14 protein-coding genes are annotated in these 13478 nt (G+C 64.1%); 4 read left to right on the top strand and 10 right to left on the bottom strand.

Translation table 11 applies throughout. From position 1 onward, the window contains the following. Positions 1-122: 122 nt before the first annotated feature. Entirely contained in the window at positions 123-317 is a 195-nt protein-coding gene (locus CQ050_RS14005; protein ID WP_105557440.1) for a hypothetical protein, read from the bottom strand. 407 nt (positions 318-724) lie between these two features. Between CQ050_RS14005 and CQ050_RS30980 the strand changes: the two genes are divergently transcribed. The 4 genes from CQ050_RS30980 to CQ050_RS13990 are packed head-to-tail and all read left to right on the top strand — an operon-like array spanning position 725 to position 4194. Beyond that, on the top strand, positions 725-892 hold the full coding sequence (locus CQ050_RS30980) for a hypothetical protein (RefSeq protein ID WP_199196813.1): 168 nt from the start codon (positions 725-727) through the stop codon (positions 890-892). Then, entirely contained in the window at positions 889-1506 is a 618-nt protein-coding gene (locus tag CQ050_RS14000) for a YiiX family permuted papain-like enzyme (protein ID WP_105557439.1), read from the top strand. The genes CQ050_RS30980 and CQ050_RS14000 overlap by 4 nt, the downstream gene beginning before the upstream one ends. Positions 1507-1530: 24 nt before the next feature. After that, positions 1531-2520, top strand: coding sequence for a DUF4105 domain-containing protein (locus CQ050_RS13995; protein WP_105557438.1), 990 nt, complete (start codon positions 1531-1533; stop codon positions 2518-2520). 9 nt (positions 2521-2529) lie between these two features. Next, complete coding sequence (locus CQ050_RS13990; RefSeq protein WP_105557437.1) at positions 2530-4194, top strand: hypothetical protein; 1665 nt, start codon at positions 2530-2532, stop codon at positions 4192-4194. Between the two features lie 14 nt (positions 4195-4208). Here the strand turns inward: CQ050_RS13990 and CQ050_RS13985 are convergent, their stop codons facing one another. The 9 genes from CQ050_RS13985 to CQ050_RS13945 form a co-directional block, all read right to left on the bottom strand. After that, entirely contained in the window at positions 4209-5771 is a 1563-nt protein-coding gene (locus CQ050_RS13985; protein WP_105557436.1) for a diguanylate cyclase, read from the bottom strand. A 163-nt stretch (positions 5772-5934) separates the two neighbouring features. Continuing rightward, positions 5935-6399, bottom strand: a complete 465-nt coding sequence (locus tag CQ050_RS13980; protein ID WP_105557435.1) for a carboxymuconolactone decarboxylase family protein — start codon at positions 6397-6399, stop codon at positions 5935-5937. A gap of 222 nt (positions 6400-6621) precedes the next feature. After that, entirely contained in the window at positions 6622-6888 is a 267-nt protein-coding gene (locus tag CQ050_RS13975; protein WP_105557434.1) for a hypothetical protein, read from the bottom strand. Then, positions 6872-7366 carry a hypothetical protein gene (locus CQ050_RS13970; RefSeq protein WP_105557433.1) on the bottom strand — a complete coding sequence of 165 codons (495 nt, stop codon included), beginning with the start codon at positions 7364-7366 and terminating at the stop codon, positions 6872-6874. Before CQ050_RS13970 ends, CQ050_RS13975 begins: the two co-directional genes overlap by 17 nt. Then, the gene (locus CQ050_RS13965) at positions 7356-7811 is read right to left on the bottom strand and encodes a hypothetical protein (RefSeq protein WP_105557432.1); all 456 of its coding nucleotides are present in this window, start codon (positions 7809-7811) and stop codon (positions 7356-7358) included. The genes CQ050_RS13970 and CQ050_RS13965 overlap by 11 nt, the downstream gene beginning before the upstream one ends. 97 nt (positions 7812-7908) lie before the next feature. Next, positions 7909-8448: a tail fiber assembly protein gene (locus CQ050_RS13960; RefSeq protein WP_158266050.1), complete on the bottom strand. Its 540-nt coding sequence runs from the start codon at positions 8446-8448 to the stop codon at positions 7909-7911. A gap of 116 nt (positions 8449-8564) precedes the next feature. Then, on the bottom strand, positions 8565-11339 hold the full coding sequence (locus tag CQ050_RS13955; protein ID WP_105557430.1) for a tail fiber protein: 2775 nt from the start codon (positions 11337-11339) through the stop codon (positions 8565-8567). Continuing rightward, a complete protein-coding gene (locus CQ050_RS13950; RefSeq protein ID WP_105557429.1) occupies positions 11339-12004 on the bottom strand; it encodes a DUF2612 domain-containing protein in 666 nt (221 codons plus the stop codon). The genes CQ050_RS13955 and CQ050_RS13950 overlap by 1 nt, the downstream gene beginning before the upstream one ends. Then, positions 12004-13455 carry a hypothetical protein gene (locus CQ050_RS13945; RefSeq protein ID WP_105557428.1) on the bottom strand — a complete coding sequence of 484 codons (1452 nt, stop codon included), beginning with the start codon at positions 13453-13455 and terminating at the stop codon, positions 12004-12006. Before CQ050_RS13945 ends, CQ050_RS13950 begins: the two co-directional genes overlap by 1 nt. Between the last annotated feature and the right edge of the window lie 23 nt (positions 13456-13478).

Here is a 13478-nt window from a genome sequence, read left to right as displayed (position 1 = left end):
TGGGCGGTCTGTTTGCTGGGAAAAAAACAACATACCGCCTTCGTGGCTCCATGCACAGGGCCATCGGGATTCAGTTTTATGGAGCCAGGACGCCGGCGGCGGCACGGACGGCAGCAATCGGCCTACCGTCGGACGCGTTCGTATGCCTGGTTCATGCGGTCGCGCGCTTCGGTTTCTCGCGCGTACGCGCGGTCGTAGCTGGCCAGGCACCCCGGCGTGGGATTCGGCCATTTGATCGCGGCGATTGCTGCGGTGAGCTCGTCGCGGGCGCGCTGCCATTCCTTGACTGCGGCATACCATTCCTTGGCGGTGTCCATAGTTTCCTCCCTATGTGCACGCTTTCCATCGTAGTCCCGCCCGGGCACGCGCGCCCATCCGCCGTCACGGAAAGATGGATGAGCTCCGTTTTCCGAGAGGGTTTACCCAACCTCGTCCCGGCGCCCCAAGAACGCCCTGCCCCTGACGCGTTGATCGCGGGCGCCTTCAAGCACGACAGCGACCTGCGGATCCGCGATAACATGCGCCGCCGCATCACACCGCCACCAGCGCCGCGGGGATCGATCGGGCACGCGCCGCAAGCGGGGAACATTCCTGGCGCGCTGGCGGTCGAATTCCCGAACTTTTTCTCTTAAAAAATCACGATGTGATGAATATTGACGTCAACCCTCACTTACTCACGGCCACGGCTAATGCTACTGTTCCGCCTGTGCAAGGAGTACATGCAATGGATCAGAAAACTAAGCCCTGGGCTTTTCCCAAACCCCATCCGGAAAACACCCCACGTGGTGAGCGCAACAAGCAGGAGTTCGACGCTCCCGCCGAAACCAAAAAACCTGCAACTAAACCCCGCAGCAAAAAAGAACCGCCGGCTGCGAGCCGGGTGCGTTCATGACGTTGCCGGCCTGGTCCCGCGCCGCCGCTCTGGCCGCGCTGTCCTCGCTATCCCTGGCCGCCTCGGCCGCCCCCGATGTGCAGACCGGCGACCTGGTATTCCAGCAGTCCCTGTCGGCGCAAAGCCTGGCCATCCAGCAAGCCACGCACTCTCCCTACAGTCACATGGGCATGATCGTGACTCGTCAAGGCCGCCCCTATGTGCTTGAGGCGGCGGCGCAGGTCAGCTATACGCCGCTTGACCAATGGGCCGCGCGGGGCGAACGCGGCCACTATGTCGTCAAGCGCCTGCGCGACGCCTCGCGGCTGACGCCCGCTGCGCGTGAACGGCTGGCGGCGGCGGGGGCCACTTATGCAGGCAGGCCTTATGACCTGGTGTTCGCCTGGTCGGACGACAAGATCTATTGTTCGGAGCTTGTCTGGAAGATCTATCAGCGCACGCTGGGCGTAGAGATCGGCGCGCTTGCGCCGCTCAAGCGCTTTGACCTGAGTTCACCGGCCGTGCAGTCCAAGATGCGGGAACGGTACGGCAAGGACATCCCCTGGGATGAGCCCATCATCTCGCCGGCGGCCATGTACGAATCGGACCTGCTGGCAACGGTCGCCGACCGCTAACTCTTCCCGGAGCCTTTGATCTCCATGGCCGCGTCTCTCTTGATTGGTATCGTCATCACATTGACTGCCGCATGGGGCGCGCTGGCGCTGTGGCTACGCGCCCCCTTGCCGCCCGTTGGGCGGGCAGCGCTGACGTTGGCGTGGCTGGCATCGGCGCTTGCCGCCATCGCCGCGTTCGCATGGCCTGCCTGGCAACCCGCCTGGTATGTGTTTGCCCTGGCCGCCGTCGCGTTGCTGGTGTGGTGGCACACCCTGCGCCCCTCCAACGACCGCGACTGGATACCCGAAGTGGCACGGCAGACGCATGGCGAGATCGACGGCAACCGGGTCACGCTGCACAACGTGCGCAATTTCGACTGGCGCAGCCGCACCGACTTCACGCCGCGTTGGGAAACACGACACTACGCGCTGGATGAGCTGCAATCCGTGGATGTGGCGCTGTCCTACTGGAACCGCCCCGCCATCGCCCACGCCCTGGTGTCATTCGGCTTCGGCCATGATCGCCACGTGGTGTTCTCGGTAGAGATCCGGCGCAAGCAGGGCGACCGTTTCTCGGAGATAGGCGGCTTTTTCAAGCAATACGAACTGAGCGTCATCGCGTCCACCGAAGAAGACAGCCTGCGCGTGCGCACCAACGTGCGCGGCGAAGACGGCTATCTGTACCGCATCTACATGCCGTTGGATGCCGCGCGTTCGCTGTTCCTGGCGTATGTGAACAGCGCCAACCGGCTACGCCATACCCCCCGCTTCTACCACACGCTGACGGCCAACTGCACGACCATCGTGTTCCAGATGGCGCGGCGCATTGTGCCGGGCCTGCCGCTGGACTTTCGGCAACTGGCGTCGGGATATCTGCCGGAGTACCTTTACGATCTGCAAGTGCTGCGCGGCGCCGACAACGCCGGGCAATACCGCAGGCTGGGCCGCTACACGGAGCGCGCCCGCGCCAACGCAACGCCCGTGACGTTTTCGCGGGACATTCGGCATGGCTTGCCAGGGATTGACGCCCAGTAGACGCCCGCGATGACCACGTTCATGGACCCGACGCTGCGCGGCAGCGGAAAAATCACCGGCGTGTTCTTCAGCGCGGAACAAGACGTGGTGGCGGTCGCTTCGGAATTCGCCTTGCTGGCCAACCCGCGCGCCCGCGCCGCCTACGGAGGCCGGGCGCTGCGCTATCGCGTCGCGCTATACCGCCGCGGCGCCCTGGCCCCCTTCGCCGCCTTCGATGACCTGCGGCTTCCCGTCAACGACGTCGCCTTCCATCCCGACGGCACGATGCTGGCCATTGGCGCAGGCATTTATGACGGCGGCTTTCTATTCGAGGGCGATCTCATCGTCTGGGATTGGCGGCACGCGCACACCAGCCGCCCGTTCAAGCATGTGCCTGAAGTGGTGCGGTGCCGCTACAACGTGGCGGGAAACCAAGTGGAAGCCTGGGTGCGCCCGTGGGACGAGGAGTGGGGCCCGCCGTCCGACGATCCCGACGCGGCGTTCGACACCTTGTACATCGTGCGGGCAACGGTGCCCGACACATCAAGCGCCGACTTCCAACCGGCGGACCTGGAACTGGACCCGACACATATCGCCCCCCGCGATGAACCACCGGCCGACCTGCGAACACCCGAAACCCGCCTGATGGAGTGGTTCGGCATCAGCCATTGGACAAGCCGGGGCGCCATTAAAGACGTCGCCTGGCTAGACGAAGACCGCTTCGCCGTCGCGCACGAAGGCTGCCTGCTTGAAATCTATCACCGCAATGGAGATCGCATCGCTGCCTATGACGGCCCGGGACACGGCGCAGAGATCCTGCGCGGCGCAGGGGTTCACGTCCATGTCGTAGAGACGGCGGATCATCCTGCCAGCTACGGCCGACAGGACTCGCGGCTGTACACACTGACGGACGATGGACTGCGCCAGACACGGGCCTATGACGGCGAGTTCACCTTTTCGGCCACGCCGCAAGGCGCGCTGCTGGGCCGTCAGAACCGCTTTCGGGTGGCGGGCGCCCGTGCCCGGGATGTGCTGGTGGACCTGGTTTCCGGCCAGGAACAGCAGCTTGATCTGGGTCATTTCGATTGCTTCAACCACTACATCGGCATACGCGGCGCGCCCTGGCTCTTCCTCTTGCAAGGCACGCCGGCCAGTTCGCACGAACACAAATGGCTGTGCATCGCCCAGCCAGACGGGACCGTGCGCCGGCTCTGGCCCCTGCTTGCTCCCCACCGCAGCCCCGCCAGCCATGCCATGGAACTTTGCGGCTGCTACGTCGATGACGCGTTGGGCGCGGGCGTCGTCGTCTGCGGCAAGCACTACTCGCCCACCGTCGACAACGCCTACGCGGGCTTTCTCTATCGCAAGCCGCTGGATCGCAACCGCGAACTCTGGCGCCTGCCCACGCGCGCATCGGCCAGCGCCGTTGTCCACCTGCCGGAGGCCAACCTGATCGCGGCCGCGTTCCTGGATGGAGGCCTGCAACTGATCGATGCGCAGACAGGCGTGCTGCGGCTGGACGCCCGCGTGCGCCTGGACGGCCTGCCCACCCTGATCATGGCCATGGACGCCGCCGGCGGCACGCTGCTGGCGGGTACCGTGGACGGCAGAATTGCGGTGGTGGAAGCCAGCGCGCTATGCGCCTGCGCAACAGACAGCCGTGCGGAGATGCCTGGCATGGTGGATCTGGACTGAGTCTGGCGCGCCACCTAGACCGTCCAGGCCACCACCTTGTTCCGGCCAGACGCCTTGGCCTGATATAGCGCCTGGTCCGCGCATTTCAGGACGGTGGCCGAGTCGCTCCCATCGTCCGGCCAGCGCGCCGTGCCGATCGAGATGGTGACGTGGCCCACCTCGCCCGGCATCCGATGCGCCTGGATCGCTTGCCGAATTCGCTCGGCGACGTCCCTGGCCGCTTCCTTGGATGCGCCGGGCATCAGCACCAGGAATTCTTCCCCACCGACCCGGCAGGAAGCATCTTCCGCCCTGACCGAGTCGCGCATGATATCCGCCAGCGCCATCAACACCTGGTCGCCAGACGCGTGGCCGAAGGTGTCGTTGACGCGCTTGAAATGATCCAGATCCAGCGCCAGGACCGCAAAGGGCTCACGCGTCGACATCAAGCGCGAGATTTCGCTGGCGACGCCTCGGCGGTTCAGCAGTCCCGTCAACGGGTCCGTCATGGTTTCGGCATTCAGCTTGCCAATCTGTTGCTGGTGCAGCGCCATCGTGAAGCCAACCGCTTCCCGCAGTTGTTCCGCCTCGAAGTAGTTAGCTTTTGCCGACTGGATCAACGGCGCCGCCTGCGCGTCGTCGCCAGACTTCATGGCGCGCGCCAGGACCGCCAACGGCCGCGCGATCCAATACCCCATCGCGGACACCATCAGCAGCATGACAATCGCGGCAGGAATCGAATACCAGAATATTTGCCACATCAGCCCGTGCAATGGCTCCAGCGTTGCCGCCACGGGCCGCTGGACCACCACGCCCCAGCCGCCCTGCCGCATGCGCGCGTATCCGGCCAGCATCTCCGCGCCCACGCTGTTGGTGACCGGCATCGAGCCGGACTCGCCACGCAGCAACGCCTGCACGACGTGGTTGTTGCGCTGGTCTGTCCCGATCCACTTCTGCTCATGGTGGTACAGAATCTTGCCGTCCGCGCCGACCACATAGACATAGGAACCGTCGCGGTAAAAGTGCTCCTGCAGCAGCTTGTCCAGTTCGGTATTGCGCTGAAGATAGATTGCCGCGCCGACAAACCCCAGGTACTTGCCCTTCACGTCCCTGATCGGCTCCGTCAGCACGACCGTCCAGATACCCTGCGAGGACAGGAAGGGCGGCGTCACGTTGCGCTCTTGCGCCACGCCCCGAAGGTCTATCCTGGAAATTCTTGCGCCCTGCGCTTGCGCGCCCGGCAGCAGCGTCGCGTAGCCGATCGTTTTGCCGGCCGCATCCACCATACCCGCGGCGATAACGCCGTCCGTCTGCGCGGCCAAACGCAGGGCCTCTTCGTCCAGCGCCTTCGGGCTGTCGATGATCCTGGGCACCCGATGGGCACTGGCTTTCAGCTGCTGTTGGAGCGAGCTGATGTACAGGTCGACCACCTCGGCGAGTTTCACCGCATAGGCGCGGTTCGCCTCCAACGTCGTGGCGACAAGTTGCTCTTTCTGCACGTTGTATGCCGCAAACAACGCATTGGCGAAGGCCACCGCGGCGCTGAAGACGGACAGGGCGACGATGAGATGCAACAACGTGATCCTGGGCTTGCGCAAGCGGCCTCCTGATGTCCCGTACCGAAATGTCGTGGACCGACCCCATCCGGCCCACTTTTTTTATCAGATACGTTCTAGCATTCCGCACGCGGATCATCCATCGGGACAAGCGCAGCATGAATCAAAAAACAACAGGTCGACATCAAGCCCTTGCGTCCGGGCGCTAACCCTTCTCCACGGCGGCGACGGCAGCCGGCGTGGCGCGGAACGACACACCCAAACGGTTGAAAGCGTTCATCAGCCCGATCGCATAGGTCAGGTCGGCAAGCTCCTTCGCGCTGAACGCTGCCGCCGCCGCGGCGTAGTCTTCGTCGGGTACGCCGGTTTCAGACACACGCGTGACGGTTTCAGCCCAGGCCAGCGCCGCTCGCTCGCGGCTGCTGAACACCGACCCGGCTTCGTGCCAGACCGGCACCAGCACCAACTTGTCGACGGCCAGGCCTGACTTGATCAAGTCGCGGGAATGCATGTCGATGCAATAGGCGCAGCCGTTGATCTGCGAGACCCGCAAATAAACAAGGTCGATCAGCGCTTTCGGCAAGCCGCATTTCTGCAGGTAGGCATAGACGGCGCCAAAGGCTTTGTAACCGTCGGGGGAAGCACTGGCGTAATCAAGGCGGGCAGTCATGGTGAGTCCTGGGGATGGGGAGGTAAAGCGCTATCGTGCGCTTTCTTGGACCATAACCATAGGGCCATAATCGACATTAGCGACTAGACCATGCCTCACCGCTCTTGGCACAGGGCCCGCCAGGTCGCATTTCCGTCCCGGATCTGGCGCCGGATCTCGGCGGGCGTGGCATCCACTTGCGCAGTATTGCTGAAATAGACCGGCCGCGCGTGCTCACAGTATTCAACGCCCACCCGGGCCGGCGCCGCGCACCCAGTCACGCTTAAGCTCATCAGCAATAGCCGCGTCATCCAGGCGCGCCGTCTCGTCCTGCACATGTTTCACCTCCTGGCGGGCGCGATGAGCCTGCCGGTTGATCTGGTCGTCACGATCTTCACGCTCGGCGCTGCGTCCCGCTCGACGTCCCCGCACATATGCCACGACCAGCAGCACGATCGCCCCGCAGACTGCCATTGCGCCAGCGTTGAGACGCTTAAGCCACGCGAACATGTCTATCTGCCATTGCGGCAACGGCCTGGGCATGCAGCGCAGGCCATGTCTGCGGATGAGGCTTGCCCGGACGCCACGTCCGCAAGTAAAGCGACCAGGCGCCCGACGAATCGCCGGCTGAAGGTAGGGGCTTGGTGTCGGTCCAGAGCAGCAGGCGCGCGAAGGCGCAGGCGAGCACATCGTCGGTTTCCAATGCCGGATGGACAGCCTCTGCTGCCGGCGCAACTTCGCGGGCCGAGCAGACCTGCCGTGCCGCATCCCTGCTGGCCGGATGCGCCAGCACGCCGCGCACGCCGCCCCCCTGTTCGAACTGCCAGAATCCTCGCGCCGGGCCGCCGACCTGACGGCGGTGCAGGAATCGGCTTTCTTGCAGGCCTATCGCCAGCAGCATGACGCGCGCCTCTGGCGTGTCCATCCGCGCGGGCAACAGCGTCAACGCCGGATCAATGGCGGTTCGAGTGATCACGTCAAGGTCCATGCCTGTCTCCCCCGTCCCGCCTTTCGCCTCGCACGTTGGCGCGCACTTCCGCCAACCACGCCAGCACGCCCTTCTGCCGCATGCTGGCCATCCAGCGCATATAGGCGCCCAGCACCCACCATGCCGGCAAGCCCGCCAGCAGCATGCTGGGGCCAAGCACGTAGAACTTTGCAAGCAAGGCGTCATCGCTGCCCGCGCCGTGATGCGCCAGCCAGGTCATGGCGTCCATCAGCCCGGGCTTCCACGCGATGACCACGCCGGCCAGCGCGGGCCCGAACAGGAAGGAACACGCCACGGTGGACACCGTACGGACGGTGAACTCCCTGACGGTGCGCGGGGGCATGATCAGCAGGCCCAGCATGGCGGTAATCGCCGCAGGGATGCCGTATGCCATAGCCACCTTCAAGGCGGCGAGGCCTCCTAGGCCTGTAGAGCCGGGTTCCATAGTGGGGTTGCTCCTGTAGAGGGTGTGCAGGATCGCCTCCTGTAGGGACGAAAAAAAGCCCGCGTTTTGCGGGCTGGCGGATCAGGCGCACACAGGACTAAACGGGCAGCGGCGGCACGATAGGCCACGGGATGTTGAATGCGGCAGGATCCACTCTGGTCAACTCGACGCGATATCGTTTCCATTGATTAAGGCGCCTGACTTCATCATCGGTTGCGATGCCCAGGCCTTCGGCGTCCTGGAGCGGCGCCATGGACTGCGTGGCAGCCGCAAGCAGGCGCGCCTTCGTGTCCGAGCGCTGGCGCGTAACCGTACTGGCCAGAAGCTCCGCGTCTTCAACCCAGGACGATCCATTCCAGATGCTCCAGCTGTTCGGACGGGGGATAAGGGTCAGCCAGTCAGGCAGCGGCCCGATGCCGTCGTATGCCCGTGCATCCTGCACGGCATTCAGCGTGTAGGAGCGACCGTCACGCGTCACGTACAACGCGGGCTTTCGGAAATCGGGCGCGCTATCCCAGCTGCCGCCGTCAGTCAGCCAGTACACATGGCCAGGCTGTACATCTTCAGGTGGCGGCACGTCCACGGTGCCGCCGGGCAACAGATACAGACCGGGCTCCAGTGGAGATAGGTCGGCCATGACCGATCCAACAAAGAACCCACGTTCATCCAGCTGGCATACCTGTTTCTGCGTAGGATGCTCCGCGCTTTCATCTATCGGACCTACATTCTCTTGTTGCATGGTTAACACTCCGTTCAATATTTGATGCACGCCAGAAGGGCGACGTTACGAGGGCGAGTCTCAGCGCCGCCAGTGGGGTCCACATAGGCGCGGAAACCAATGATCGGAGCCTCGTTGTTGGGCGTGTTGATTCCGAAGGAGGAATCGTTGATCGTGCCACGGTCGCCGTTCGCATCCGTCGAAGTTGGTAGATCATGGTCGTGCGATTCGATCATGCCCGCCTGTGTCGTTCCCAGAATGCGGCCGGCGTCGACGTTCCGGCCATCGCTCCAGCCGCGCAAAAATTCGCCACGAAGATCCGGGAGAACGATGTAAGCCCCGGTAATGCTGCGTGTAGTGCCAGGCGACGTCGCGCTTGTGCAGCGATAGCCGAATTCAGCCGTAGCGTTCAGCGCGTTGCCAACATACAGGACGCCGGCAAGGTCGGCATACGTTGAGACAGATACTGCCGCTCCATTCGCCTTGACCCATCCGGCTGGCGCAGATGCGGTCGCAAAGTAGCTTATTGAACCGGTGAGAGCGTCGGAGGTCAGCACATCTTTCCACTTTGACCAGCTATCGCGATAGCACGCGCGTGTAAACAATGCACCCGTGTTGTACGTGCAGTAGAGCTGGGAGGTAATGTCGTTTCCGCCCGAAATCACAAGCAGCGTACCGGCAACCCCAACTGGATAATTCCTGTCTACCGTCGCATTGGAGCTGAGTGGCTGCCCATGCAGGCCGGGGACTTTCGCCGTATTGAGATCGGCGGTGCCCAGGGCACTCAAGGCGCCCAGCCCGAACGCGCTTCCCGCCGTCAGGATTCGACCCGTCGTCGTGTCGTTCGCCCCGGTCTGGACATTCAGATTTTGCTCAGTCAGCTGCTTTTGCCATTTCGCCCAAACTGTGCTGCCCGCATCGCCACTGCCGAACCGGATCCACGAAGTGTCGGATGCAAATAGCTCTTGCACGACACTCACCCCGCCGGGCAAGCTGCGTCGGGACACCCGCAATTGCCCCACGTACGCGATCGCGGCAGCGCCAAGTGGGCCGTTAGCCATCGCCTTATCAATGGTGACAAAAACGTTGGCGCCATCGATAGCATTGAAGTCCGAAGCGAAACCGTAGGCAGTCATGCCCGGCGCCACTCCCCCCAGGCCAAAGGCTCCGGCCAGGAGGATGCGGCCAGCGGTCGCATCCGTCGCGCTGGTCTGCGTGTCAAGCGCGTGCGAATGGCTTGTGCTCTGGACCGCGTTGGAAGTCGTGGCCGTCAGGGTGCCGGGAGTGCCGAGCGTGAATGTACGATTCGCCGCAAGCGTTCCGCCACCCGTCAGACCATTTCCGGCGGTCAAGATCAGACCAGCATTGGCCTTTTGGACAAGCGCATCTTGCAGGCCCGCCACATTTGCAACATCAGTTCGACCGAATGCCAGATTTCCGCTGGGCAGCGTGCTGGATATAGTCTCGAAGGCCGTTACTGGCTCCACCTTCCAGTTCACGCCCCAGGCGGCCACCGTTGCGCCGTTGGCGTTGTATTTGGCCAAGACCTCAGCGATGGTGACCGTCGGGTACAACCATCCTTTGGACACGTCGCCGATCCAAATGCAAGGGATGCCCGCCGCATCGTTGCCGAACCGGACAGGGAAATCAGACGAGACAGCACCAGCAAGGATTGTTGCGCTGGTCCTGGCCCACGCCTTCGTGGTCTGAACGTATCCGTTGATCAGAATCGTGACGGGCAGGTCAGCCGAGTACTCGAACACCTCCACGCGCAGGCGAAGCATGGTATTTGCGTTCAACGATGCAGGCGGAAGCGTGATCTTCATTGCACCCTGCACGGTTCCCGCGTTGCTCGAAAATCCGCCGCCGTCAGGAAGCAGAATGTGCGCCGTCTTACCGAGAGTCGTTGTGCCGTATTCAGAGCCGATCGTCGCTCCGGCCCCCAGGAACACTGGCCCGCTGACATCTCCACCCGCCTTCGGGAGGGCTTGGATGTCCGCGAGAACTTGTGCCGGCGTACGCGGTACCATCGCCCCAGCCCCGGCCCCCGTCAGATAAGCCCCAGCCGCCACCGTCGCCACACCCGTGCCGCCCCGCGTCACGGGCAAAGTCCCGACATTCGCCTTCGACACGTCCAACGCCGTCACATTAAGCGCCACATTGCCCGATCCGTCGAAACTCACTCCGCTTGCCGTCGCTCCGCCCGTGACTGAAAACGTGCGCGCAGTGGCCAGCTTCGTCGCGGTCGCGGCGTTGCCGACGGCGATCTCTCCTGCGGCCGACACGCGCCCTTTTGCGTCCACCGTAAAGGTCGGCACTGCGTTCGCGTTGCCGTAGCTGCCCGCCGTGACGCCGCTGGGGCTTAGTGTCAGCCCCAATGACAGGTTGGCCGAGCCGTCAAACGATCCGGAGCCGGTCGCGTCGCCCGTGGTGGCGATGGTTCGAGCGGTCGCCAGTTTCTGCGCCGCGCCCGCCGTCAACGTCGAGGCGGTTCCCGACAAGCGCGCCACCGGTACCGTGCCTGCTTTCAGGTTTGTGGCGTTTAGATTCTGTTGCGCGTAACTCAGCGCATCAAGGCTCGTGGCCGCCAAAGGCCGGCCCGTCACCGCGGCGAGTCCGTCAAGCTGCTTGTAAAGCCACGCCAAGCGTTCGTCGGTCGTTTGCTGGACCTTGTTGAACTGTTCGACGGAAGGCGGAACGGATCCGATGAACGACCAACCCGTCTTGTATTGCAGGTCGGTGATGCCTTCGGTCAGGCCGTTTTGCGCCCAGGTCGATTTGAAGAGGTCGAAGAAAGTAGGGTCTGCCATCAGTAGATACCTCGCGCCAGCACGCCGACGCCAAAGCCAAAGAAACCTTGCTCGCGGAAGCCGAAGGGCTTTTCGGTCGAGCCGGTGATGAGTTGCACGCCGACGCCGGCGGCTTGGGGCACCCACTTGTAGGGGTTGGCCATGAGTGGGTCGTTCGGACCGGGAATCCGGCTGACCCAGATCCGGATCTTTGCGTTGCCTGCGTTTTGCACGACGACGCGGCCCACGTCGAAAATCGGCTTGAGCGAACGGGCGATCTCGGGCGTGGTGCCGTGCCCGTTGTTCAAGGCGATCTTCCAATACAGCAGCTTGCGGTACTCGGTATCCAGCAGCGTGGTCGAACCCGCAACCGGCGGCTCGTTGGCACGCCGGAAGCGGGCGTCCGCGAAGCCGCCGACATTGGGTTGTCCCTGGAACCCGAAGAAGCGGATGTAGATCGCTTCGTCGATCACCCGGGGCAAGCCCACGATCTCGCCGATGCCGTCCAGCTGCCTGCCCACCGCCGTATCCAGCCAGCGATCTTCGTACAGGGCGCGCAACGCGCCTTGCAGCCCGTCCGCCGGTTTGAGCAGTGCCTTGACCAGCGCCTCCAGCCGCCGCTTGGCTTGAAACTGGCCCAGCCAATGACTCCATGCGATTTGCCCGTGGTTCTGGTGCAGATCCATCACGTCACCCCGATGCGCGACAGGTCGAACGCGGCCACCTGGAAATCCTGGATCGCCACGTTAGCCGCGCGAAAGTCGGCGGGCGCGGGCGTGAAGGCGGGGTTCGTCGAGAACGCCAGCGCCAAGTCCACGGAAGCCAGCCCCGGCGTGCGAAAGATCGCGCCGTAAAGCCGCTGCAAGATGACGTCTTCGCCGATGCCGAAACCCTCGCCCACCGACGCCAGGCTCTGGGCAATGCGCTGAAAACCGTCGGGCGGAAACGCTTGCTCGGACGGAGGCAGCAGCGTCGTGGCGCAGCGCACCCAGAGGTAAACGCGTTCAGGCCGGTCGAAGCGGATCAGATGGTTGGCGCCGTCCTCATCCTTAACGACGACCTGGCGTTGACCATGGGTGTCGATACCTGCCGCCACCACGCGAAAAATGGCGTCGGCCACCTCGTCGTCCAGGCCGCCATCTGCCACTACGTGCACGCTATGCGGCGGTCGGCCCAGCGCGTCCGGCACGTCGGTGCTGTTCATGAAGACTTTCACGACGCGCACGCCCGCCACGCGGTCGCGCACGTTGGGCGCGATGCTGGGCAGCGTGGCCGCACCCAAGCGGAAAAGGCCGGTCGTATAGCGCGCCCGCAGCTGGGCGGCGTTTTCCGCCAAACGTCCCGCCACGCCCGCTTGCAGGTTGCCGACGGCGTCCCAGCCATCGACCTGCGTGACGATGCCGTTCAGATCGCCCACGGCGGCGCCTTCGTCGGACGCGTCGACCGTGCTCATCAGGCCAGGCGATCCCAGACGAACCAAGGACAAGCCGCCGGACCACGCGAAGGATGCCGCTTGCCGCCCGTCCGTGTGCAGCCGCACCGAGACGCCGTCGCTGGACACCGCAAACCCGCTGGCGGTCAGCGCCGCTACCAAGCCCGCCAGCACCTGGGGCAAGTTCGCCGTGGCGCCGCTGGTGTAGGCGTAGTCCGCGCCGTCGATCGACACGGTATATGCCGTCTGCGGGGCGACGGCCGGTTGCAGCGTTACGTCCGCCGCGGCGCCCGGCAGGATTTGCACGGCGCTGTCCAATGCCCAAAGGTTCTGGCTGACGCGATGCCGCACCTGGGCACCGGCCGGCACCGTGGTGCCGGCGCCGCCATACAGCACCACATAGGCCCGCGAGGGCTCGTCTCGATAGCGCGACACGCCGGTAAACGACACGGAGCGGTCCAGCGAAACGCCGGTCGCCGACCCCGGATACATGGCGTAGTAGACGCCTTCGGCCTGCTCCCACAACGTGGCTTCGCGTTCCGCGAACGTGTCGATCAGCAGGCCGGTAATACTGTCCGGGCGGCTTTCCACCGCCCCATTGAATCCGGCCGATTGCATGCGAGCGCGCAAGTCGGCCACGATTTCCTGGCGGATTTCGGGCAGGCGCGGTCGGACGAACCCGTCCGGTGTGACACCGTAGGCCATAGTTACCTCGACAAAAATAGGGG

Source organism: Achromobacter sp. MYb9 (assembly GCF_002975275.1).
In the GTDB taxonomy this organism is placed as follows: Bacteria; Pseudomonadota; Gammaproteobacteria; order Burkholderiales; family Burkholderiaceae_B; genus Achromobacter.
The sequence above is the reverse complement of the archived record's forward strand: the minus strand, read 5'-3'. Positions and strand labels throughout refer to the sequence as shown.

Coding starts and splice junctions, on each gene's coding strand:
- CQ050_RS14005 (WP_105557440.1), bottom strand. CDS start 317: ATGGACACCGCCAAGGAATGGTATGCCGCAGTCAAGGAATGGCAGCGC.
- CQ050_RS30980 (WP_199196813.1), top strand. CDS start 725: ATGGATCAGAAAACTAAGCCCTGGGCTTTTCCCAAACCCCATCCGGAA.
- CQ050_RS14000 (WP_105557439.1), top strand. CDS start 889: ATGACGTTGCCGGCCTGGTCCCGCGCCGCCGCTCTGGCCGCGCTGTCC.
- CQ050_RS13995 (WP_105557438.1), top strand. CDS start 1,531: ATGGCCGCGTCTCTCTTGATTGGTATCGTCATCACATTGACTGCCGCA.
- CQ050_RS13990 (WP_105557437.1), top strand. CDS start 2,530: ATGACCACGTTCATGGACCCGACGCTGCGCGGCAGCGGAAAAATCACC.
- CQ050_RS13980 (WP_105557435.1), bottom strand. CDS start 6,399: ATGACTGCCCGCCTTGATTACGCCAGTGCTTCCCCCGACGGTTACAAA.
- CQ050_RS13975 (WP_105557434.1), bottom strand. CDS start 6,888: ATGTTCGCGTGGCTTAAGCGTCTCAACGCTGGCGCAATGGCAGTCTGC.
- CQ050_RS13970 (WP_105557433.1), bottom strand. CDS start 7,366: ATGGACCTTGACGTGATCACTCGAACCGCCATTGATCCGGCGTTGACG.
- CQ050_RS13965 (WP_105557432.1), bottom strand. CDS start 7,811: ATGGAACCCGGCTCTACAGGCCTAGGAGGCCTCGCCGCCTTGAAGGTG.
- CQ050_RS13960 (WP_158266050.1), bottom strand. CDS start 8,448: ATGGCCGACCTATCTCCACTGGAGCCCGGTCTGTATCTGTTGCCCGGC.
- CQ050_RS13955 (WP_105557430.1), bottom strand. CDS start 11,339: ATGGCAGACCCTACTTTCTTCGACCTCTTCAAATCGACCTGGGCGCAA.
- CQ050_RS13950 (WP_105557429.1), bottom strand. CDS start 12,004: ATGGATCTGCACCAGAACCACGGGCAAATCGCATGGAGTCATTGGCTG.
- CQ050_RS13945 (WP_105557428.1), bottom strand. CDS start 13,455: ATGGCCTACGGTGTCACACCGGACGGGTTCGTCCGACCGCGCCTGCCC.